Genomic DNA, 22096 nt, shown 5'->3' with positions numbered 1-22096 from the left:
GTCTGACGCTTCGTTGCCTCAGGGCGCAGGTGGTGGCGGAACGGTCGGGTATCCCTCCAGCAGCCTGTCCGGGATTGGCTGAGAATCATGGGACCGGTCGGCTTCGGTTTGCGAAGCTCGCACCGGCCGCGGTCGCGCAACGCGTCGGGGCGCCGGTGGTTCCGGATCTGAAGCCTGCGGCAGCGGATAGATCGGCGCCCCGGCCTTGCCGAGTTCCGGCGCTGGCGCCGGAGCGTCCCCGATCGGGCCCCAGCCGCTCCGTCGCAGCGAGGCGTTCAGGGAATAATCATAGGCGAGGCGGAGCAGCGCGGCCTCGCTCGCCTTGGGATCGCAGATGCGCATGCGGACCGAGACTGCGCCTGATTTCGGCCGGAAGACGCTGTCGCCATCGGCGATGCGCTGCCAGGCGTAGAGGCAGGCCTCACCGCCGGCGCTGCGGCCGAAGGCATAGCCGAACGGGCCGTATTTGTTCTGGACGAAGACGGCCGACGGCGCCATGGCGACGCCCGGCAGGCGCTCCTCCATGTCCTGCGCGACGGCGAAGTCGTCGATCCCCGGCAGCTTGAGCAGGTTGCCCTCGACACCGGCGCTGTCCGGCAGGTCGGCCGCGGTGAAGAAGGCGACCTGGATCATGTTCTCGCCGGGCGTCCGGCCGCGCGTCGCCAGCGAAATCGTCTGCGAAACCGCGTTCTCGTAGCTGCGCTGCGTGACGCCGATCGCGGGCGGGCCACCGGGCGGCAAGGCGATCAGCGCCCGGCTGGGGTCGACTGCGATGGCGCGGGTCGCGAAGGTCAGTTCGGCGTCGGACAGCCGCTGCTCGCCGCAACCCGCCACGAGCAAGGCCGTGGCGGCGACCCACAGGAGTGCTGCCTTCTGCGCTGACGGGATCGCGAGACCCGCGATCGTCATTCGCCGATGAATCGTCATTGTCGCCGGAAGCGGTTGGTGCGCGCCGTCATGCATTGACCATCGATTAACATTGGTTAACGAGTCGTTACTCCCGTGCGCAGGCCGTCCGGGGAGCGCATCGACCGAGTAGCTTGCCGCCAATACAGATGATTCGCGCCGGCCTTCCAACCGATTGTGCGCGGCGATGGCGATTTTTGCAGTGGACTTGGCTGGGCAGGGCTATGTCCGGTCGATCGACAAGCCTCGGATCGAGCCGGCTATTGTCGCGTATCTTTCAAGGATGATTGAATTTGCTCTAAATACCAGACGGTTGCGAAGGCTGGCTGGTCGAGGCGAGAGCCTGAGGCTCGCACCAAAATCCCCGCCGGCTCCTGCCGCGAGGGTCTGAGGGCAAGCGCAAGCCCAAGGGGTGCGCGGGGTCCGGATGCGGCAGCCTTCGCCGCCATGTCGAATGTCGATGTCGAAGTGTCGAAGCGGCTTGAACACGCCGCTCCCGAACCCCGCGCGCGGTTCTCTAAGGTGCCTCGCCGCGCCTTCAGGTCGGGCAAGACCCGGCTTCGCCCGGACGAGGCTCCTCCGCCATTCCAACCCGCAACGGTTGTTCAGACGGACACCGCTCTCCCGCCCGGCCGCACGATGCCTCGCGACAGCCCCCTTGGTCGGACAGGACGGGGGGAGAATACGCCCGGTTTCGGGGGCGGGGATTGATTGGCGGGTTATCCCCGCAACGCTGGCGCCGGCTGGCAGGCGCGCGCTTGACGTTGGGGCAATATGTCTGTGTTGTCGGATGGGGGAATGGTCAAGAAATCATACTGGAATCACTGTCGATTCGGCGCCGGCCCTCATGGACGAAGAGAGGCTTCGCGTGGCCTGCAATCGCATGCCCCGAGGCGGCGGATGCGCACATTGCGACAAGTCTGCAACAGAGCGCCACCGACGATGGATGTGAACGGCGGTTCATGGCTCGCGGAGGCGCCGCACGGTATGTTGTGGTGGGTTGGGGGGACTTCGTGACATCCGTGCTGTTTGCCGAGACTGAAGGGCCGAGCCGCTTGCGGCTGGCGTCGCGTCTGCTCGCGGGCACGGCGTTTGTCCTGCTTGCGCTCGCCGCGCCGGCTCTGGCCAATGGCGGCAGCGGCGGCAATGGTGTCGGCGGCTTGGGCACGGGCGGCGCCGGCGGGAGCGACAATCCGACCGGCGCTGGCGGCGCCGGCAGCAACGGCACGCCTTCTTTCGGCGGCGGCGGCGGCGGCGGCGCAGGCGCCGTCACGGGCGGCGCCGGGGGCCGTCGCCCTAACGGAGCGGCCGGGTCCGGCCAGGGCGGAACAGGCGGCATCCACGGCTCCGTCGACACCGGCGTGCCAGTTGGCGCCAGTTCCGGCACCATTGGCGGCGCGGGGGCCGGTGGCGGCAACCTCAGTGGCGGTGGCGGCGGCGGCGGCGGCGGCTATGGCGCGGTCGTCACCGGCGCCGGGACGACGGGGACGATCACCGGCATCGTCTCCGGCGGCAATGGCGGCGCCGGCGGCGATGGCGGCACTTCCGACTTCGGCGGTTCCGGCGGCACCGGCGGCATCGGCATGGTCTTCACCGATGGCAGCCTGGCGACCACGCTGACTGTCAACGGCACGGTCCGGGGCGGCAATGGCGGAGCAGCGGGCCCGGGAGACGCGGGCGGGGGCGGGGGCCCGGGCGCCCATGGTGCAGGCGGCGAGGGCATTGTCGGAGCGAATCTGTCGATCACCACCAGCGGCGCGATTTCCGGCGGGGTCGGTGGTGGCGGCACACAGTCGGCGGCGATCCATTTCACCGGTGGCAGCAACACGCTGGCCTTCGGCAACGCCACCTCCGGCCTGACCGGCGGCATCATCATCGACAGCGGCACGCTGACCTTCAATCAGTCCAGCGCCGTCACGGTCGGCAACGTCATCAGCGGCGGCGGCAGAGTGGTCAAGGATGGGGCGGGCACGGTGGTCCTCACCGGCGCCAACACCTATGCCGGCGGCACGACGCTCAACGCCGGCACGCTTTCGATTTCGGCCGATGCCAATCTCGGCAATGCGGCGAGCGGGATCACCTTCGGCGGCGCCAGCACCCTGCAGGTGACGGGTAGCTTCACCACGGCCCGGGCGATGGTGCTCAACGCCAACGGCACGGTCGAGGTCACCGCCGGCCAGAATTTCACCATGGGCGGTACGATCACCGGTGCGGGCGGCCTCGCCAAGACCGGCAGCGGGACGCTGACCCTGACCGGCAGCAATTTCTACACCGGTGGTACGGAGATTTCGCAGGGCACGGTCTCGGTCTCGTCTGATGCCAATCTCGGCAGTGCGGGCTCAGCGCTCACCTTCTCCAATGCGACCATCGTCGGCGGGGCGGGGACCGGGGCCGATGCGGTGCTGCGCACGACGGCCACGTTCTCGAGCGCCCGGAATCTCGCCTTCACCAATGGCGGCGGCCGCATCGAGACCGATGCTGGGACGACGCTGACCTTGACCGGCGCGATCACGACAACCGGCAGCGCCAGCTTCATCAAGCAGGGCGCCGGCACGCTGGTTCTGACCGGTGACAGCTCGGCCGGTTACAATGGCCGGACCTGGGTCAACGACGGCACGCTGCGGATCGAGGGCGGCGGCAAGCTCGGCAGCACCGCTGCCGGCGGGCAGGCCTATATCAGCAACGGCGCGACCGCGATCGTCACCGGCGCCGGATCGAGCTGGGAGACCGCCGGCCAGATGCGGGTCGGCGAGCACGGCTCGGGCACGTTGCGGATCGAGGCTGGCGGCACGGTGAAGAGCGGCTCGGGCGCCGGCACGGTCGGCATCGTCGGCGCCGGCGGCGTGAGTTCGGTCACGATCACCGGATCCGGCTCGCAATGGTTCGGCGATGGCGCGAGCCTCTATGTCGGCCATTCCAACGCCGGCACGCTGACAGTCGCGAACGGCGGCAGCCTCCAGCTCGGCAGCGGCAGCGACGGCACGATCATCGCAGGGCTGAGCATCGGCGGAGCTGGTGGCATCATCAATATCGGCGCGGCTGAGGGCAGCAGCGCCGTGGCGGCGGGCAATCTTCTCGTCAGTAAGGTCGATCTGGTCGCGAGCGCGAGCCAGCTGGTCTTCAACCATACCAATGTCGGCTACGGCTTCAGCGCGGCGATCACTGGCGCCGGCTCGGTACGCCAGATCGACGGCATCACAGTCCTGACCGGAATCAATACCTATGAGGGCGCGACGCAGCTCGTGGGCGGGCGGCTGGTCGCCGGAAACTCAGGCGCCTTCTCGGCGAAGTCGGACTATACCGTCGCCGCCAACGCCGTGCTCGAGGTGGCGGGAGGCGCCAACACCGTCGCCACGATCGGTTCGTTGTCGGGCGCCGGCTTCGTCCTGATCGGCTTCGACGAGACGTTGATCATGGGAGGCACCAACCAGACCACCACCTTCTCGGGCTTTTTTCTCGGCGATGGCTCGCTCGAGTTCGGAGGTTCGGGCACGCAGATTGTCACCGGCACCGGCAGCAGCCTCGGGGGCGACCTCACGATCTGTGCCTGCAGCACCGGCGCCTTCATCATCCGCGGCGGCTCGTTGACCTTCGGCGGCGGTGTCCAGGTCAATGGCGGCACGCTGCTTCTCGATCAGGCCGCTTCGCTGACGCTCGGCAGGCATATCGAGGTGAATGCGGGCACACTGGTGGTCAGCCAGGGCAGCACGCTCACCAATCCCGGCTGGGGCCTCGTCGTCTTCTCCAATCTGCGCATCGACGGCGTCGGCTCCTCGGTCACGACTGATATATTCCTGCTGCAGGGTCTGGCGAGCAACGCCTCGCTGATCATCTCGGGCGGCGCGAGGTTGACCGTAAACCTCGGCGCCGCGGTCCAGGCCGATTTCGGCGGCAGTGCCAGCGCGCTGGTGACCGGCGCGGGCTCGCTCTGGACCATCCCCAACACCTTCGCCATCGGTCCCGGCTCGGCAGACCCGACTTCCGTCACCCTCGCCGAGGGCGGCGAACTCCGGATCACCGCGGGCGATCTCCAGATCGACACGTTCGGCACGCTCAACCTCGGCAATGGCGGCACCGCCGGTCTGCTGACCATCACGGCGGGAGCGATCGTCAACGATGGTGCCATCGTTGCCGACTTCACCGATACGGCGACGCTGACCTACGACATTTCCGGCACGGGCACGCTGACCAAGCGCGGTTCCGGCGTGCTGACCCTGGCCGGTGCCAATACCTATACCGGCGCGACGACAGTGTCGGGCGGCAAGCTCGTCGTGAACGGCTCGCTCACCGGGGCAGTGACGATCGATGGCGGCGCGCTGGGTGGCTCGGGCACGGTCGGCGGCATCGCCGCCAATGCCGGCGGCACGGTCGCGCCGGGCAACTCGATCGGAACGCTCAATGTGGCCGGCAACATCTCGTTTGCGGCGGGCTCGACCTATCAGGTCGAGATCAACCCTGCCGGGCAAAGCGACAAGATCCTGGCTTCGGGGCTGGCGACGATCTCGGGTGGGACGGTCGCGGTGCTGGCCGAGAGGGGCAACTACGCCGCATCGACCAGCTACACCATCCTGACCGCCGCGGGTGGGGTCAGCGGCCAGTTCGGCAACGTGACCTCGGACCTCGTCTTCCTGACGCCGTCGCTGGCCTATGACAGCAACAATGTCACCCTGACGATGAGCCGCACCGCCACGACCTTCCCGGAGGTGGCGGGGACCCGCAATCAGGCCTCGATCGGGCACGCAGCCGAGGCGCTCGGCGTCGGCAACCCGATCTACGACACGCTGCTCTCGGGCACGGCGGCCGAGGCGCGCGCCGGCTTCGACCTGCTCTCGGGCGAGGCGCATGCTCAAGGCGTCGCCGTGATGATTGACGAGAGCCGGCTGGTGCGTGAGACGATCCTGTCGCGCCTGCGCGGGCCGTTGCTGACGCAAGCTCCCGGTCAAGTCGCGGCGAGCTTCTCGGCCGATCTGCCTGGCCGCAAGGGCGCGGTGCTGATGAATGCGCCGGTCGCGCAGCCGCGTTACGCCCTCTGGGGTGAGGCTTTCGGTGGCGCCGGCAACACCAATGCCGACGGCAATGCGGCCGGCCTGTCGCGCCGCAGCGGCGGGGCCCTGCTCGGCGCCGACCTGATGCTCTACGACAATCCCGGCTCGTCGCTCAGGCTCGGCGTCGCCGGCGGCTACAGCCAGTCGCGCTTCGACCTCGATGCCAGGCGCTCTTCGGGCAAGCTCGATAGCGGCCATGCCGCGCTCTATGCCGGCGCCCGCTTCGGCAACCTGCGTCTCGATGCAGGTCTCGCCTACTCATGGTCCGAGAGCGACATCCGCCGCCAGATCCAGATCCGCGGCTTTGGCGACAGCCTGCGCTTGCAGCGCCCAGGCGCGGTGGCGCAAGGCTTCGCCGAGCTCGGCTATGGCTTCGCCTTCAGCGGCTTTGCGCTCGAGCCCTTTGCGCAGCTCGCCCTGATCCGGGTTTCGGCCGAGGCCGGCACCGAGCAGGGCGGCGCCGCGGCGCTGCGGGTGCTCTCCTCGGAGCAGCTGCTCGGCTTCACCACGCTCGGCCTGCGCGCCGAGGCGCAGCTCGGCTCGGCGCCGCTCTTCGCCCGCGCCATGCTCGGCTGGCGCCACGGCTTTGGCGAACTCACCCCGCAGGCGAGCACGGCCTTCGCGCTCGGCACTACCCCGGCGCGCGTGTTCGCGGCTCAAATCGATCGCGAGGCGCTCGTCGCCGAGGCCGGGCTCGACTGGCGCATCTCGTCTGCCACCGCGCTCGGCCTGACCTACTCCGCCGCCATCGGCGAACGCTCAAGAGACCACGCCCTCAAGGGCAGGGTCGAAGTCAGGTTCTGAAAGGGGAGGCGCGCTAGTGCGCCTCCAGCACCAGCTCCAGCGTCATCAGCACCGGGTTCTCGCCGCGCTTGAGCGCGCCTTGCGCCATACCGCCGGTATAGTCGACCAGCGCGATGGCGAGCGCCGCTTCCGGCTTGCCGCCTTCGCCCGGCGCGACATGGCCGGCCGTGATCGCGATCTCTGTGGCGAAGGGCTCGATGACGCGATCATCGGCAAAGCGGGCGCCGATGGTCGAGCCGACGCCGCCATGGATGACGGCGTGGACGATGCCGCGTTCGGCGCAGAACGCTTCCAGGGCGGTAAAGACGTCGCGGTTCGGTCGCAGCCGCAGCACGAAGAAGCGGCCGCCGGCTTCTGCGCCGGCGCTCGGCTGTACCGCCGGCATGAACAGCTTGAAATTGGTCTCGGGATCATGGCCGGCGACGAAGCCGGCGCCATCCAGCCCGACCGCATCGACGGTGATCGGTTCCGCCAGGAAGCTCTGGTCCGGCAGGATATGGCCGCCATTATGGGTGCCATCGGCCTCGCGCCAGAGCGCATGGCCATGGAAGAACGGGACGTCGTCGCGCTCGCCGAAGGTCAGGGCTCCAGCCTCGATCCGAGTCACGCCATCAGGCCGGAAGGTCTCGCTGTAGAAGGCGGCATGCTCCGGCGTCGCCGACAGCGCCGGCATGACATAGGCGAAGGGCGCGAGCGCCAGCCCGGCCGGCAGGCGTAGCACGCCGCTGGAAAAGCCGTGCGCGGCGAAGGCCTCGGCGATCGCGTCGAGCAGCAGGCCGGGCTTCAGCTCAAGCATGAGCTTGCGGCCGTGCCCCTCGGCCCACTGGATGCGCTCGGGCTCGGCCGGCCCCGGCTGCTCGATCCTTCTCACGCTGAGGCTCCCGGCGCCCTGACGAAGTCGAGCAGGCCGCGCTTCTCCAGCTCGTCGCGCACCAGCCGCTTGGGCACCTTGCCATAGCCGGATTTCGGCAGCTCCTCGAAGAAGAAGAAGCGCTTCGGCATCTTGTAGCGCGGGATCTTTTCGGCGAGGTAGTTTGCCAGCTCATTTTCATCGATATGACTGCGCGCAACGCAGACCGCGACGCCGATCTCGCCCCAGACTGCATCGGGAACGCCGAGCACTGCGGCCTCGGCGATCGCCGGATGGGTCAGGATCTTCTCCTCGATCTCGCGCGGATAGATGTTCGAGCCGCCGGAGATGTACATGTCCGAGGCGCGGCCGGTGATGTAGACGAAGCCCTGCTCGTCCATATGGCCGAGGTCGCCGGTGCGGAACCAGCCGTCGCGGAAGGATTTCGCATTGGCTTCGGGGTTCTCGTAGTAGCCGGCGAAGACGGCCGGGCCGATCACGCAGATCTCGCCGGTCTCGAAGGGCTTGAGCTCCTCGCCCGCGTCGTTCTGAATCGCAACCTGGATGCCGGTGCGCTCGACGCCGCAGGAGCCGATGCGCGCCGCCGGCCCGTCCTCTTCCTCGTGCAGATAGGTCGGCAGCACGGTGATGTTGCCGGTGACCTCGCCGAGGCCGAAATACTGCACCAGCACCTTGCCGAGCTTGCGCAGAGCCGTCTTCTGGTCCTCGCGATACATCGGCGCGCCGGCATAGATGACATGGCGCAGCGAGGAGTGGTCGTGCTGGTCGACGGCCGGATGCTCGACCAGCATCTTCAGGATGGTCGGCACGGTGAAGATGTTGGTGACCCGATACTTCGCGATCAGCCGGAAGGCCTCGTCGATATCGAAGCGCTCGGTCGGCAGCAGGATCGTTGGGGCGCCGCGGGCTGACAGGACCAGCTGATGCACACCGGCGCCATGCGAGAGCGGCGCGACCACGAGCGAGGCGTCCTGTTCGGTCGAGCCCGGCACGAGGTCGGCGAGGTGATTGGTCACCACGAAGCCCATCTGGCCATGGGTCAGCACTGCCGCCTTGGAGCGGCCGGTCGTGCCCGAGGTGAAGAAGAACCAGCAGGGATCGTCGCGGTCGACGATCGCGTCGGGCACGTGGCTGCCCTGATGCGCGGCGATCGCCTCGGTCAGCGTCGTCTCGCCGAAGGCGCCGGCGCCGATCCGCCAGGTGAACTGCAGCGCCTTGCTTTCCTTGGCGACGGCCTCAGCATGATCAGGGAAATCGCCATGGCAGAGGAAGCCCTTGGCGCCCGAGGACGTCGCGAGATAGGCGACCTCGTCCGGCATCAGCCTAAAATTGGTCGGCACCCAGACGGCGCCAAGCCGGAAGGCGGCGAACATCGAGACGAACATCTCGTCGCAATTCTTGGAGTGGACAAGGATACGGTCGCCCTTGCCGATGCCGCGGGCGGACAGTGCGGCGCAGAGCGCGTGCGCTGCCGCATCGAGCTCGCCCCAGCTCCATTGCCGCTCGCCCCAAATCAGCCCGGGCCGGTCGCCGAAGCGGCGGGCATTGCGTGTCAGGAAATGCGCGAGGTTCATTACCCGCGTGGTCACGGGCTTTTGCCCACCCGCCGGGCCGGCGCCCGCTGCGCTCGTCGTCATGGCGTCGTCTCCGCTGTCCTGATCTCGTCTTGCGCCGGCTTGCCCTGCCGCCGGTCGAGCATGGCGGCGATCCTATGCTCGACCTGCCGCGCCTCCTGGCGCAGCAGGGTAGCGAGCTCCTGCTGCCGCTGCGGCTGCATGCGTGAATCGATCGCGGCGATGCTGAGCGCGCCGGCGACCCGCCCGTCGGGATAACGCACGGACACGCCGACGCCCCAGGAACTGGCGACGATGTGGCCGGGATTGAGGGCGAAGCCCTGGCGCCGGGTGAGGGCGATCTCGGCCCTGAGCTGCGCAGGCGAATAGGCCGGATAGCGCGCGTCGAGGATGGCGCGATTGGCTTCGATCATCTCCGCGATCTCGTCGTCGGCTAGCGCCGCCAGCATGGCGAGCGAGCCGGCGCCGACGCCGAGTGGGTGCTGGTCGCCAGCTTGCAAGGCATGGGTGCGTACCGGCCAAGTACCTTCCTCGCGATGCAGGCAGATGACGAAGCGGTCGCGCCGGATCGAGAAGAAGCTGGTGTCCTGCGTCGTGTCGGAGAGCACCCGGAGGCTCGGCATGGCGAGGTCGAGCAGCCCGTGGCGCTGGCCCGAGAGCAGGCCGAGCACGAAGGCCTCTTCGCCGAGATGGTAGCGCCGCGTGCGGGTCTCCTGTTCGACCAGCCCGGCCCGCATCAGCGCCAGCAGCAGGCGCCGGACCGTGGGCTTGTTCAGCCCGCTGTTCTCGACGATCTCGCTGAGCGGCAGGCCGGATGCCGTCTCGCGGCCGACGAGCGAGAGCAGTCGCAAAGCGCGGTCGACGCTCTGCGAGCCTGACAGATCGGGCGTCGGCACGGACTCGGGCTGCATTTCCTCTGCCGTATTGGGTCCATGATGCGGACCTCTCTTCTGCTTTAAAGGTGTAGATGGCTGCGCTGGCGATTGCAACAATGGTCGATCCGTGTATGTTCCAGACGGAACGAGCGAGCTAAATCGCCATAATGTGGACCCTTGCGATCGGCGCTGCCGACGCGGCGGGTGGATGGGAGGAGCGGCCCTTATGGCCGAAACAAGCACGAGCGCAGCCGCCGGCGCGCATGCCAGCGATGGCGTCGCCGCGGTTCTGGAGAGTCTCGACCACACCCCTAAGCGTGTCGGCTCGGCGCTGGTGCGCCCGCTCGAAGTCATCGCCGCGACCCTGCTCGTCGCCATCGTCACGTTGCTGCTCGCCGGCGTGACCTCGCGCTATGTGCTGTCGATCCCGGTGGTCTGGATCGACGAAGCCGCCTCGATCTGCTTCCTCTGGCTCGCCATGCTCGGCGCCGCCATCGCGATCGACCGCAACGAGCATCTGCGCCTGACCTTGTTCGTCGGCATGCTGCCGGAGCGTTTGCGCGGTCTCGTCCACGCCTTCGGCCTGCTCGCAGTCGCGACCTTCCTCGCCGTGATGACCTGGCCGGCGATCGACTACGTCATTGAGGAATCCTACGTCACCTCGGCGGCGCTCAACATCCCGTCGAGCTACCGGGTCTCGGCGATCGCCTTCGGCATCATCGCCATGCTGGCGCTGGTGCTGACCTATGCGGTCAAGACCTGCACGCTGCGCGACCTCCTGATCTCGGCCGTAGTGATCGGCATTGTCGCGGCGGCCTTCTTCCTGCTGACGCCGGTGTTCAAGACGCTCGGCTACGTCAACATCGCCATCTTCCTGCTCGGCGTCGTCGGCCTCTGCCTCGTTGCCGGTATCCCGATCGCCTTCTGCTTCGGGCTGGGCGCCCTCTGCTTCCTGTCGTTCAGCACCACCGTGCCGATCTTCGTGATGATCGGGCGCATGGACGAGGGCATGTCGAGCCTGATCCTGCTCTCGGTGCCGATCTTCGTGCTGCTCGGCTGCGTGCTCGATGCCACCGGCATGGGCAAGGCGATTGTCGACTTCCTCGCCTCCATGCTCGGCCATGTCCGCGCCGGCATGTCCTATGTGCTGCTCGGCTCGCTGTTCCTGGTTTCGGGCATCTCCGGCTCCAAGGTCTCCGACATGGCGACAGTGGCGCCGGCGCTTTTCCCCGAGATGAAGCGGCGCGGCTATCAGCCCAAGGAACTGATCGCGCTGCTTTCGACCGGCGCGGCCATGGCCGAGACCGTGCCGCCCTCGATCGTGCTGATCGTGCTCGGCTCGGTCGCCGGCGTCTCGATCGCCGGGCTCTTCACCAACGGTCTCGTCGTCGCGACCGTGCTCCTGCTCGTGCTCGCGATCCTGGCGCGCTGGAAGGCGCGCGGCGAGATGCTGAAGGGGGTGCGCCGTGCCCCGTTCGCGACGATCTGGAAGACGGCGCTGATCGCGGCGCCCGCCCTCGTCCTGCCCTTCCTGATCCGCAGCGCCGTCGGCGGCGGCGTCGCCACTGCGACCGAGGTCTCGACCATCGCCGTGCTCTACGCGCTGATCGTCGGCATCGTCCTCTATGGCGGCATCAGCTGGCGCACCTTCTACGGCATGCTGGTCGAGACCGCGGCGCTTTCCGGCGCGATCCTGCTGATTCTCGGCACCGCCTCGGCCATGGCCTGGGCGCTGACCCAGACCGGCTTCGCCCGCGATCTCGCGACCGCGATGTCGCATCTGCCCGGCGGCTGGATCAGCTTCATGGCCGTGACGATCGTCGTCTTCATGATCCTCGGCTGCGTGCTCGAGGGCCTGCCGGCGATCGTGCTGATGGCGCCGCTGATGTTCCCGATCGCCAAGAGTCTCGGCATCAACGACATCCACTATTCGATGGTCGTCGTCACCGCGATGAACATCGGCCTGATGACGCCGCCGATCGGCATCGGCTTCTACATCGCCTGCAAGATCGGCAATGTCGAACCGGACGAGGCGATGGGCGCGATCTGGCCCTATCTGCTGGCCCTGCTCGCCGGCCTCGCCATCATCGCCTATGTGCCGTCCTTCTCGACGATGTTCCTGTGAGGCGCGCCATGTCGCTCCATCATGGCCGCCCGTCGTGCCCGTCGATTGCCGGATGGCGAAAACCCGCGCCAGCATAAGCAAAACACCTTGGCGCGTCCGAACGAGGCCGCGCTGACCAATGAAGAACCTTGAGGGAGGAAAGACCATGTCGATCTCACGCCGCACGATCCTGCAGGGCGCCACCGCCGCCGCCACGATCGGGACCTTCTCGATCGCCCGCGCCCAGACGCCGGAATTCACCTACAAATACGCCAACAACCTGCCGCTGGCGCATCCGATGAACGTGCGCGCCGCCGAGGCGATGGAGAAGATCAAGGCCGAGACCAATGGCCGGGTCGTCATCCAGATTTTCCCGAACAACCAGCTCGGTTCCGACACCGACATGCTGAACCAGGTCCGCTCCGGCGGCGTCGAGTTCTTCACGCTGTCGCCGCTGATCCTGTCGACCCTGGTGCCGAACGCCTCGGTCAGCGGCATCGGCTTCGCCTTCCCGGACTATGATTCCGTCTGGAAGGCGATGGATGGCGAGCTCGGCGCTTACGTCCGCGGCCAGATCGCCAAGGCGAACCTGCACGTCCTCGACAAGATCTGGGACAACGGCTTCCGCCAGATGACCTCGTCCAAGGGCCCGATCGCCAGCCCGGCCGATCTCAAGGGCTTCAAGATCCGCGTGCCGGTCTCGCCGCTCTGGACCTCGATGTTCAAGGCTTTCGACTCGGCCCCGGCCAGCATCAACTTCGCCGAGGTCTACACCGCGCTGCAGACCAAGATCGTCGACGGACAGGAGAACCCGCTGGCGATCATCGCGACCGCCAAGCTGTTCGAGGTGCAGAAGTACCTCTCGCTCACCAACCATATGTGGGACGGCTTCTGGTTCCTGGCCAATCGCCGCGCCTGGGATCGGCTGCCGCAGGACCTGCGCACCATCGTCGCCAAGAACATCGACGCGGCCGCTTTGCTCGAGCGCGCCGACGTCGCCAAGCTCAATGCCGGCCTGCAGGCTGAGCTGACCTCGAAGGGCATGGTCATCAACCCGACCAAGGCCGACGAATTCCGCGCCGCGCTGCAGAAGGCCGGCTTCTACGGCGAGTGGAAGGGCAAATTCGGCGACGAGGCCTGGGCGATCCTGGAGAAGGCGGTCGGCGGCAAGCTGGCCTGATCCAAGTCAGTCTCGATTGATCGTCGCGGCGCGCCTCGGGCGCGCCGCAAGCGTTTCACACGCCCTTCTTCGCCGCCTTGCCCGGCTCGCTGAAATCGAGCTGCTTTTGCAGCCCGAGCTGGACCACGAAGGCCGGCACCGCTTCCAGCCCGGTATCCTTGGTCTTGCGCCAGGCGGCCGAGGCGGTTGCGGTCATGCCGCTGCCGAGACCGCGCGCATAGTCGAGGCCGATGCTGGATGTGCGCGTCGTCGAGTCGAGCCCGAGATAGTCCTCCAGCTTCTGCCTGATGGTGAGGGAGAGCGCGTTGGTGTCGTTGAAACGCGCGGTAAGCTTGCCCTCGTGCTGGGTCACGAGATTGACCACGGCGAAGGGCAGGGTGGTATCCTCGACGGTGCGGCCCGAGGAGAGGTCGAGCGTCAGCCACTCATAGGGAACGCGCAGCTTGGCGGTGTAGAGCAGCTTCTTCTCGTTCTCGAACTCCTTGTCCGGGAAGATGATTTGCAGCGGCGAGAGCGAGGCCTCGAAGCTCGCCCCCGCCAGCGCCGTCGAGACGAACAGGTTGGGCTGCAGCCGGTAATTGTCGCGGCGCATGCCGAGATAATCGGTGCCGTTGGTGAAGCGCGTGCGTGACGCCGTGAACGATACGCCGATCTCGGTCTCGCTTTGGCGCCAGGCGATCCCCGGCGTGATGCCGAGCGTGGCGAGGTTCTCGTCCTGCGGCAGGAAATCGCCGCTGGCGAAGACATTGCGCTCGTTCAGCGCGGCGAGCCGGGCTTCGGCATTGGCGAAGAGTCGAAAGGAGCCGAGGCTGAGATTGAGCCGCTCGCGCCAGGTCAGGCTGCTGCGGCGGCGCGACCAGGTCTGCTCGTTGTCGATCGCGAGCGAGGATTGCAGGGTAAGGTTCTCGCCGATCCCGGTGGCGTGCTTCAGCGTCAGCGTATGCAGCCGGCTGGCCGCCAACTGGCGTGGATCATACTGGGTGTCGACCAGGAGAAGATCGAGCCCATAGCCGTCCTGAACCGTACCGCGCAGATAGTTCCAGCTCGCAAAGCCCGTCAGCGTCGGGCTACCCTTCTCGCCCTTGCTGTTGGTCGGGCTGGAATCGAAACCGCCGCGCAGGCCGACCACCGCCGTGGAGACCAGAGTCTCCGCCGCCTTCTCTTCGGCCGCAGCCGGAAGGGTGCAGAGCAAGGCGCAGACAAGCACGAATACCCTACGGACAGGACGCATGACATCACCCCTCTCAGACAAAGATAGGTGGTCATGCCTAACGGTCAGTTAATATAGCCAAGATGTTGACTGTGATTTCAAGAATAGATTTCATCTAATACATAATACGCGAGGTAATAGTTTACTCTGTATTCAGGCGCTCTCCGGTTAAGGCTAGCAAGTATGGTTAACAATGCGTTCAGATTGTGTTCAAAGTGAAACGCAACCATAACGTGTATATCGCTTCGACACCCGGAGCGAGAGCAGGGAGAGAAAGATGAAATACGCAATTGTTCTTGCCTCGATCGCTGCCTTTTCCGTCACCCCCGCTTTCGCCGGCAGCAAGGGTGGTCGTGGCGGCGGCCTTCTCGGTGGACTGGTCACCTCGGTGGCGTCCGTCACGACTGCCGTCTCGAACGTCAAGGTGCTCAACAACGTCTCGGTGCTGAGCGGCAACGGCATCCTGAACGGCAACAAGGTCAGCGTCGGCCGCGGCGGTATCGGCATCGGCAATGGCGGCCACGGCTGCGGCTGCAACTGAGCCCTGAGGAGAGCCAGGCCGGTCGCTGACGCCGGCCCGGAGGAAGAGAGGAGAGAGCGCCGCTCCTCTCTTCTTCGCGGCATTCGGGAGTTGTCTACCTGCCGACCGGTAGGGTAAGCTATCGCGGAGACATGAGGGACATGCTGGCGGCGATGGACAATTTCGATGCGGCTGGCGGCGGGACACTCCGCTCGCCCTATTTCAGCGAGGAACACGAGGCGCTGCGCGACCAGTTGCGCCGCTTCGTCGCGACCGAGGTCAAGCCGCACGGGCTCGCCTGGGAAGAGGCCGGCATGGTGCCGCGCGAGGTGCTGCGCCGCATGGGCGAGCTCGGCTTCCTCGGCATCCGCTACCCGGCCGAATATGGCGGCTCCGAACTCGACACGCTCGCGACCGTGGTGCTGGCCGAGGAACTCGGCCGCTCGACCTTCTCGGGCTTTGCCATCACCGCGCTCGTCCACACCGACATGGCCTCGGTCCATGTCTTCAATGCCGGCAGCAAGGAGCAGCGCGACCGCTGGCTGCCCGATGTCATCGCCGGCAAGGTGATCTGCGCCATCGCCGTCACCGAGCCCGATGCCGGCTCCGACGTGAAGGGCATTCGCACCTCGGCAAGGCGCGAGGGCGATTCCTACGTGCTGAACGGCGCCAAGATGTTCATCACCAACGGCGTCCACGCCGATCTCTACTGCGTCGCCGCCAAGACCGATCCGTCGGCGAAGCCCTCGCAGGCGGTCTCGATGTTCCTGGTCGAGAAGGGCACGCCGGGCTTCCGCGTCGGCCGCGCCCTCGACAAGCATGGCTGGCGTTCCTCCGACACCGCCGAGCTGATCTTCGAGGATTGCCGGATTCCCGCCGAGAACCTGCTCGGCGGCGAAGGGCGTGGCTTCTACGCGATCATGCGCAATTTCCAGAACGAGCGCACGGTGATCGGCGCCATGGCAATGGGCGAGGCGCAGGCCGCGATCGAGCTGACGCTCGACTATGTCCGCACGCGCATGGCCTTCGGCGCGCCGCTCTGGGAAAAGCAGGCGATCCGCCAGAAGCTCGCCATGCTCTCCGCCAAGGTCGAGGCCGGGCGCCAGCTCGTCCATCATGCCGCCTGGCTCGACGCCAAGGGCTTCGACGCGACGCGCGAGGTCTCGATGGTCAAGGCTTATTGCGGCGAGCTGGTCAACGAAGTCATGTATGCCTGCGTCCAGTTCCATGGTGGCATGGGCTTCATGCGCGAGAGCGCGATCGAGCGCATGGCCCGCGACGCACGCGTCCAGGCGATCGGCGGCGGCGCCACCGAAGTCATGCTCGAAGAGGTGGCGAAGCGGCTGTGACGATGCGCTCCCGTCTTTCCGGGGCGCTGCGCAGCAGCGAGCCCGGAACCCATGAACACGACCTTTCCCCGTCATGGTCGGGCTTGTCCCGACCATCCACGTCTTCCTTCGTCGACTGCGGTGTTCAAGACGTGGATGCTCGCCACAAGGGCGAGCATGACGGATTGGATTGGCGTCGTGGTCATGGGTTCCGGGCTCGCTGCTGCGCAGCGCCCCGGAAAGACGGGAGTGGTTCATGAGCCCGGCGGCGGCAAGCTCTGTAGCTCGGCAAGAAGGCGGTTCCCGCCGCCTGATCCTCGACCATGCTGCGCGTCTGCTGCGCAGCAATGGCTATCACCAGACCAGCCTGCGCGAGATCGCCGAAGCCGTCGGCATCCGCAAGGCCAGCCTCTATCACCACTTCGCCTCGAAGGAGGAGATCGTCGAGGCGGTCGTCAATGACGGTGTCCGTCGCGTCCACGAGGCCGTGGCGGCAGCATTGGCCGCCGCCGGCGAAGCCGACCCGCGCCGCCGCCTCGCAGCGGCGATCGCCGCGCATCTGTCGGCGCTGCACGGGCATTCCGACTACACCTGCGCCAGCATCAAGGTCTTCAGCTTCGGCGACAACCCGACGCCAGAGAGCGTCCGGCGCATCCGCCGCGACTATGAGGATGTCTGGCGCTCGCTGATCGAGGAGCTCGCCGGCACGGGCGCGCTGGCGGCAGGGGCAGCGCCGGAGCGGCTGCGCCTTTTCCTGCTCGGGGCGATGAACGGCTCGGTCGACTGGTATCGCGAGGGGCGCTTCGACATCGCCCAGCTTGCGGATGAGCTCGCGGCGCTGGTCGCGCCGGTCAAGGCTGGCCGAGAGAGCTAGCCAACTATTGGCCAAGACAGCTGGCCGTTTCACCTTAACCTCGCTTTGACCAGCGCCGGGTGACGGTAGGCCATGACGCGCGACGGCCTGTTTCGATTCGGTGGTGAATTCCGCGATTCCCTCCGGGAGGCGGCGTTCCGCGATGCGCGCTTTGCCGAGATGCTCCGGCAGTGCCGCCTGATCTTCCTGATCTCCGCGATCCTCAACACGCTCTTCCTCGCCAGCGACTGGCGCTTCCACGGCACGCCGCATTTCTTCGTCGCCGTGCCGGCGCGGCTCATGGTCGTCTTCGCCTCGCTGCTCTGCTTTGCGCTGGTGCGCCGGGCGACACGGTTCTCGCAAGCTCAGGCCGTGCTGATCGGCTGGGAGGTCACGACGGGGCTCGCGGTCGCGCTGCTGGTGTCCTCGCGCAGCGATCTTGCGCTCTTCGTCGTGCTGATGCTGCCTTCGATCTTCTATCTGGTGGCGCCGACGGCCTTTCGCTGGAGCATGGTTCTGGGTGTCGGTTGCAGCGCCCTGATGCTCGCCGGCTATCTCGGCGGCGGACCGCTGCCATCGACCTTGCCGGGCCTGATCCTCGTCCTCGTCATGCTCAATTTCGCGCTTGGACTGGTCGTCGTCCACGGCAACCGCCTGCGCCGGCTCGAATGGGCGGCGACGCAGGCCGAGCGCCAGGCCAAGGACGAACTCGTCGCCAGCCAGGCGATGATCGAGCGCATCTTCATGGCGGTGCCGATCCCTCTCATCGTGACCTCGCGCGACGAGGGCCGCTTCCTGCGCGGCAACGATGCCGCCAAGCGCTATTTCGGCGAGGAGGTCACGCAGGCGCAGGTCCAGGATATCCTGCTCGATGGCGGCAATCGGCGCATGATCGCCCGCTTGCTGCACGAGCAGGAGCAGATCAAGAGCCATGAGGCGAAGATCCGCGACGGCAGCGGCGCCGTGCGCGACGTCCTGATCACCGCGACGACGCTGCCGATCGGCGAGGCGCCGGCGGTGGTCGCGGGGATCGTCGACATCACCGACCGCAAGGCGGCCGAGGCGCGGACCCGCCTGCAGGCGACACATGATGCGCTGACCGGCTTGCCGAACCGGCTGCTCTTTGGCGAGCGGCTGCAGCAGGGGCTGGCGCGCATGGCGCGCAAAGGCGGTGTGGTCGGGCTCTTCCTGATCGACCTCGACGACTTCAAGTCGATCAACGACACGCTCGGTCACGATGCCGGTGATGCGCTGCTGATCCAGGCGGCGGCGCGGCTTGCCGCTGCGATCGGCCCGGAGGATTTTGTCGCCCGTCTCGGCGGTGACGAGTTCATCGTTTTGTCCGCCGAGCGGCTGACGACGATGCAGGCGCTGGCGAAGGGTGAGCGGCTGATCGAGGTCCTGCGCCAGCCCTGCGAACATGCCGGGCAGACGATTGCGACGCGTGCGAGCCTGGGCATCGCGTTCGCGCCCGAGCATGATCGGGATGCTGTCGAGCTGATGAAGGACGCCGATCTCGCGCTCTATCGGGCCAAGGCGAACGGCCGCAACATGGCGATCGTCTACGAGCCGGCGATGCGGGCCGCGATGGCACGCCGGGTTGCCGTCTGCCAGGGGCTGGCCGGCGCGCTGAAGGAGGAGCGCATCCTGCCCTTCTACCAGCCGCAGGTCGCGCTCGACACCGGCCGGATCATCGGTTTCGAGGCACTGGCGCGCTGGCGCCATGCCGAGCGCGGCATCATCCCGGCCGCCGCCTTCCAGGAAGGTTTCCAGGACGCCGAGATCGCCAACGGGATCAGCGATGCGATCATCGCCGCGGCGGTGAGCGACCTGCGGCGATGGCTCGACGCCGGCCTCGATGTCGGGCACGTCCACGTCAATCTCGCGGCGAGCGTCTTCCGCGACCCGGCGCTGCCGGAGCGCCTCCTCAGTCAGCTGGCGGCCGCCGGCGTGCCGGCCGATCGCTTCGGCGTCGAGGTCACCGAGACGGTGCTGCTCACCCGCGATGCCGACGAGGCCGAGCGCACGCTGAAGACCCTGCGCGCGGCGGGCCTGCGTGTCGCGCTCGACGATTTCGGCACCGGTTACGCCTCGCTGACCCATCTCAAGCGCTTCCCGGTCGATGCCCTCAAGATCGATCGCGGCTTCGTCAGCCATGTCGCCGAGCGCAGTGACGACGCAGCGATCGTGCGGGCGCTGATCCGGCTCGCGGCCGATCTCGGTCTCGACGTCATCGCCGAAGGGGTCGAGACCGCCGAGCAGGAGGCCTTCCTGCGCGAGCATGGCTGCCGCTTTGCTCAGGGCTATCGCTATGCCAAGCCTGCGCCCGCCGGCCGCGTGCCCTGGCTGTTGCAGCTTCCGGACCTGTTGCCGAAGAACGGCGCCATGCATGGGGATAGTGCCGCCGCCTGAGCCGGCGCACTGGTCGCGGCGCGGTTTTCATGGCGCTATGCGCGCTTCCGGATCAAAGCCACGAGCCTTGCATGCGCGCCTTCTACCATCCCGACCAGTCCAAGCACGATCCGCAGCAATATATGCGCTTCGGCCAGATCGTGGCGCCGAAGGATCTGCCGGAGCGGACCGAGCGGCTGCTCGGCGCGCTGGCAAAGCATGGCGTGACGCCCGAGCGTCCGGCCGAGCACGGCACCGGCCCGATCCTCGCGGTTCATGACGAAGGCTTCGTTCGCTTCCTGGAAGGGCTTTGGGCGCGCTGGCTCGCCTTGCCCGAGCGCGGGCCGGAGGCCTGGCCCAACACCTTCCCCTATTGGAGCGGCCGCACCGACGAGGATGTTCGTCCGCCCTGCCGGCCAACCGGGATCATGGGCCAGCTCGGCTGGTATCTTGGCGATCTCTCCGTGCCGGTCGGCGAGCATTGCTGGCTCTCGACCCTGCGCTCGGCTGAGACCGCGGTTTCGGGCGCCGAGGCGATCCTCGCCGGCGAACGCGCGGTCTATTCGCTCTGCCGCCCTTCGGGGCATCACGCCCGCGCCGACCGCGCCACCGGCTTCTGCTATCTCAACAACACGGCGATCGCGGCGCAGCGCCTGCGCAGCAAATTCGGCAAGGTCGCGATCCTCGATGTCGACGCCCATCATGGCGACGGCACCCAGCAGATCTTCTATCGCCGCGACGATGTGCTCACCATCTCGGTCCATGCCGATCCGGTGAACTACTATCCCTTCTTCACCGGCTATGAGGACGAGCGCGGCAATGGGGCAGGGGAGGGCTTCAACCTCAATCTGCCGCTTGCCCCCGGCGCCGCCGGTGCCGAGATGGAAGCGGCGGTCGACCGCGCCGGCCGCGCCATTCGCGAATTCGGGGCCGAGGTCCTCGTCATCGCGCTCGGCTATGACGCCCACAAGGATGATCCGATCGGCGTGCTCAAGCTCGAAGCTGCCGATTTCGGCACGATCGGCGAGCGTGTGAAGGCGCTCGGCCTGCCGACGCTGGTGGTGCAGGAAGGCGGCTACGCGATCGAGGCGATCGGCGATTGCCTCGACGCGTTCCTCGGCGGGTTCAAGGGGTAGGGCCTGTGCCGCAGGCGGTCGCCTGCCTCGCCTTGCTGGTGAGGGATTATGACGAGGCGATCGCCTTCTTCGTCGACGCCCTCGGCTTCGAACTCCTCGAGGACACGCCGCTCGGCGCAGAGAAGCGCTGGGTCAGGGTGGCGCCTACGGGAGGCAAGGGGGCGGCGCTGCTGCTGGCTCGCGCCGCGTCGGCCGAGCAGCGGGCGCAGATCGGGAGCCAGGCAGGCGGCCGCGTTTTCCTGTTCCTCGAGACCGATGATTTTGCGCGCGACCATGCCCGCATGCTGGCGCGCGGCGTTCGTTTCCTGGAGGTGCCGCGCCGCGAAAGCTACGGCACCGTCGCCGTCTTCGAGGACCTCTATGGCAATCGCTGGGATCTGATCGAGCCGGCGCGCTGACGTTGGCGCCTCGTCCGAGAGAGGGGGCGCCGGCCCCCCTCTTCCTTTGGTTCGCTCTGCTATTCCGCGGCCTCGCGGCGCGGCAGCACCCAATCCGGGCGGACCCAGTGGCAGGTGTAGCCGGCCGGATAGCGCTCCAGATAATCCTGGTGCTCCGGCTCCGCCTCCCAGAAATCGCCTTCGGGCTTCACTTCCGTGGTCACGCGGCCGGGCCAACGTCCCGACGCGTTCACCTCGGCGATCACCTCTTCGGCGGTCTTCTTCTGCGCCTCGTCGACATAATAGATTCCCGATCGATAGCTGGTGCCGAGGTCGTTGCCCTGGCGGTTCAGCGTCGTCGGATCATGGATCTGGAAGAAGAACTCCACCAGCTGCCGGTAGCCGATCTTGCTGGGATCGAAGCTGATCTCGATGCCCTCGGCATGGGTCCCGTGATTGCGATAGGTCGCATTCTTCACGTCGCCGCCGGTGTAGCCGACCCGGGTCTTCTCGACACCGGGAAGCTTGCGGATCAGCTCCTGCATGCCCCAGAAGCAACCGCCTGCGAGTACAGCACGTTCCGTCATGTCAAACCTCCTTGATCCCGCCGAGATAAGCATCGACACCTGAGTTCGCCATGTCGTCGCATCAGGTTACGGCTGGCAAGGCTGATCGCTGCAAACGGCCGCTCGTGACGGCCCCTCATTCTCGGCTTGGCCACGCCCCCTCCGGTCAACCAAGCCTGCCCCACACTTTCTCGGATCGGCTTAATCGATCCTTCGCCGATGAGCTGTATCGAGAGGCATGCTCAGCCTTTGGGATTCCATCAGCGCTTGGTTCTGGGACATCCCCAGTCTCTGGACCGCCTTTTGGCGAGCCGTGGTCACAGCCCTTGCGACGATCGTATTCAGCATGGTGCTGG

Annotated in this window: 15 protein-coding genes; 9 read left to right on the top strand and 6 right to left on the bottom strand. The window is 67.1% G+C overall.

Annotation, left to right across the window (positions count from 1 at the left end; genetic code table 11):
* Positions 1-18: 18 nt before the first annotated feature.
* The gene (gene bcsN, locus ACSQ3M_RS08735) at positions 19-909 is read right to left on the bottom strand and encodes a cellulose biosynthesis protein BcsN (RefSeq protein WP_436149676.1); all 891 of its coding nucleotides are present in this window, start codon (positions 907-909) and stop codon (positions 19-21) included.
* A gap of 1010 nt (positions 910-1919) precedes the next feature.
* On the opposite strand from bcsN, the gene ACSQ3M_RS08730 reads away from it, so the two are divergent.
* Complete coding sequence (locus ACSQ3M_RS08730) at positions 1920-6755, top strand: autotransporter domain-containing protein (RefSeq protein WP_436149675.1); 4836 nt, start codon at positions 1920-1922, stop codon at positions 6753-6755.
* 13 nt (positions 6756-6768) lie between these two features.
* On the opposite strand, the gene ACSQ3M_RS08725 is transcribed toward ACSQ3M_RS08730, so the two are convergent.
* The 3 genes from ACSQ3M_RS08725 to ACSQ3M_RS08715 are packed head-to-tail and all read right to left on the bottom strand — an operon-like array spanning position 6769 to position 10111.
* Positions 6769-7626 (bottom strand): PCC domain-containing protein, encoded by an 858-nt coding sequence (locus ACSQ3M_RS08725; protein ID WP_436149674.1) that lies wholly within the window; start codon positions 7624-7626, stop codon positions 6769-6771.
* The gene (locus tag ACSQ3M_RS08720) at positions 7623-9263 is read right to left on the bottom strand and encodes an acyl-CoA synthetase (protein ID WP_436149673.1); all 1641 of its coding nucleotides are present in this window, start codon (positions 9261-9263) and stop codon (positions 7623-7625) included. Before ACSQ3M_RS08720 ends, ACSQ3M_RS08725 begins: the two co-directional genes overlap by 4 nt.
* A complete protein-coding gene (locus tag ACSQ3M_RS08715) occupies positions 9260-10111 on the bottom strand; it encodes an IclR family transcriptional regulator (protein ID WP_436149672.1) in 852 nt (283 codons plus the stop codon). The genes ACSQ3M_RS08720 and ACSQ3M_RS08715 overlap by 4 nt, the downstream gene beginning before the upstream one ends.
* Before the next feature lie 190 nt (positions 10112-10301).
* Between ACSQ3M_RS08715 and ACSQ3M_RS08710 the strand changes: the two genes are divergently transcribed.
* Entirely contained in the window at positions 10302-12200 is a 1899-nt protein-coding gene (locus tag ACSQ3M_RS08710) for a TRAP transporter large permease subunit (RefSeq protein WP_436149671.1), read from the top strand.
* 145 nt (positions 12201-12345) lie between these two features.
* The gene (locus ACSQ3M_RS08705; protein WP_436149670.1) at positions 12346-13359 is read left to right on the top strand and encodes a TRAP transporter substrate-binding protein; all 1014 of its coding nucleotides are present in this window, start codon (positions 12346-12348) and stop codon (positions 13357-13359) included.
* Positions 13360-13414: 55 nt separating this feature from the next.
* On the opposite strand, the gene ACSQ3M_RS08700 is transcribed toward ACSQ3M_RS08705, so the two are convergent.
* Positions 13415-14590 (bottom strand): hypothetical protein, encoded by a 1176-nt coding sequence (locus tag ACSQ3M_RS08700; protein ID WP_436149669.1) that lies wholly within the window; start codon positions 14588-14590, stop codon positions 13415-13417.
* Between the two features lie 256 nt (positions 14591-14846).
* Here ACSQ3M_RS08700 and ACSQ3M_RS08695 point away from each other — a divergent pair, with 256 nt between their 5' ends.
* The 6 genes from ACSQ3M_RS08695 to ACSQ3M_RS08670 all read left to right on the top strand — a co-directional run bounded on the left by ACSQ3M_RS08695 (position 14847) and on the right by ACSQ3M_RS08670 (position 21195).
* Positions 14847-15110: a hypothetical protein gene (locus ACSQ3M_RS08695; protein WP_110488287.1), complete on the top strand. Its 264-nt coding sequence runs from the start codon at positions 14847-14849 to the stop codon at positions 15108-15110.
* Positions 15111-15250: 140 nt separating this feature from the next.
* The gene (locus ACSQ3M_RS08690; RefSeq protein WP_436149668.1) at positions 15251-16438 is read left to right on the top strand and encodes an acyl-CoA dehydrogenase family protein; all 1188 of its coding nucleotides are present in this window, start codon (positions 15251-15253) and stop codon (positions 16436-16438) included.
* A gap of 235 nt (positions 16439-16673) precedes the next feature.
* Entirely contained in the window at positions 16674-17291 is a 618-nt protein-coding gene (locus ACSQ3M_RS08685; RefSeq protein ID WP_436149667.1) for a TetR/AcrR family transcriptional regulator, read from the top strand.
* A 72-nt stretch (positions 17292-17363) separates the two neighbouring features.
* Entirely contained in the window at positions 17364-19682 is a 2319-nt protein-coding gene (locus ACSQ3M_RS08680; protein ID WP_436149666.1) for a putative bifunctional diguanylate cyclase/phosphodiesterase, read from the top strand.
* Between the two features lie 71 nt (positions 19683-19753).
* Complete coding sequence (locus ACSQ3M_RS08675) at positions 19754-20797, top strand: histone deacetylase family protein (RefSeq protein WP_436149665.1); 1044 nt, start codon at positions 19754-19756, stop codon at positions 20795-20797.
* Positions 20798-20802: 5 nt separating this feature from the next.
* Positions 20803-21195 (top strand): VOC family protein, encoded by a 393-nt coding sequence (locus ACSQ3M_RS08670; RefSeq protein ID WP_436149664.1) that lies wholly within the window; start codon positions 20803-20805, stop codon positions 21193-21195.
* A 59-nt stretch (positions 21196-21254) separates the two neighbouring features.
* Here the strand turns inward: ACSQ3M_RS08670 and msrA are convergent, their stop codons facing one another.
* A complete protein-coding gene (msrA, locus tag ACSQ3M_RS08665; protein ID WP_436149663.1) occupies positions 21255-21761 on the bottom strand; it encodes a peptide-methionine (S)-S-oxide reductase MsrA in 507 nt (168 codons plus the stop codon).
* Positions 21762-22096: the final 335 nt, after the last annotated feature.

Origin of the sequence: Allobosea sp. LjRoot90, from assembly GCF_964254315.1 — a bacterium.
Lineage (GTDB): Bacteria > Pseudomonadota > Alphaproteobacteria > Rhizobiales > Beijerinckiaceae > Allobosea.
Note: the sequence above shows the minus strand (reverse complement) of the source record. Positions and strands in the feature narration are given on the sequence as shown.

Coding starts and splice junctions, on each gene's coding strand:
- ACSQ3M_RS08715 (WP_436149672.1), bottom strand. CDS start 10,111: ATGCAGCCCGAGTCCGTGCCGACGCCCGATCTGTCAGGCTCGCAGAGC.
- ACSQ3M_RS08705 (WP_436149670.1), top strand. CDS start 12,346: ATGTCGATCTCACGCCGCACGATCCTGCAGGGCGCCACCGCCGCCGCC.
- ACSQ3M_RS08685 (WP_436149667.1), top strand. CDS start 16,674: ATGAGCCCGGCGGCGGCAAGCTCTGTAGCTCGGCAAGAAGGCGGTTCC.
- ACSQ3M_RS08695 (WP_110488287.1), top strand. CDS start 14,847: ATGAAATACGCAATTGTTCTTGCCTCGATCGCTGCCTTTTCCGTCACC.
- ACSQ3M_RS08710 (WP_436149671.1), top strand. CDS start 10,302: ATGGCCGAAACAAGCACGAGCGCAGCCGCCGGCGCGCATGCCAGCGAT.
- ACSQ3M_RS08690 (WP_436149668.1), top strand. CDS start 15,251: ATGCTGGCGGCGATGGACAATTTCGATGCGGCTGGCGGCGGGACACTC.
- bcsN (WP_436149676.1), bottom strand. CDS start 909: ATGACGATCGCGGGTCTCGCGATCCCGTCAGCGCAGAAGGCAGCACTC.
- ACSQ3M_RS08700 (WP_436149669.1), bottom strand. CDS start 14,590: ATGCGTCCTGTCCGTAGGGTATTCGTGCTTGTCTGCGCCTTGCTCTGC.
- ACSQ3M_RS08675 (WP_436149665.1), top strand. CDS start 19,754: ATGCGCGCCTTCTACCATCCCGACCAGTCCAAGCACGATCCGCAGCAA.
- ACSQ3M_RS08680 (WP_436149666.1), top strand. CDS start 17,364: ATGACGCGCGACGGCCTGTTTCGATTCGGTGGTGAATTCCGCGATTCC.
- ACSQ3M_RS08720 (WP_436149673.1), bottom strand. CDS start 9,263: ATGACGACGAGCGCAGCGGGCGCCGGCCCGGCGGGTGGGCAAAAGCCC.
- msrA (WP_436149663.1), bottom strand. CDS start 21,761: ATGACGGAACGTGCTGTACTCGCAGGCGGTTGCTTCTGGGGCATGCAG.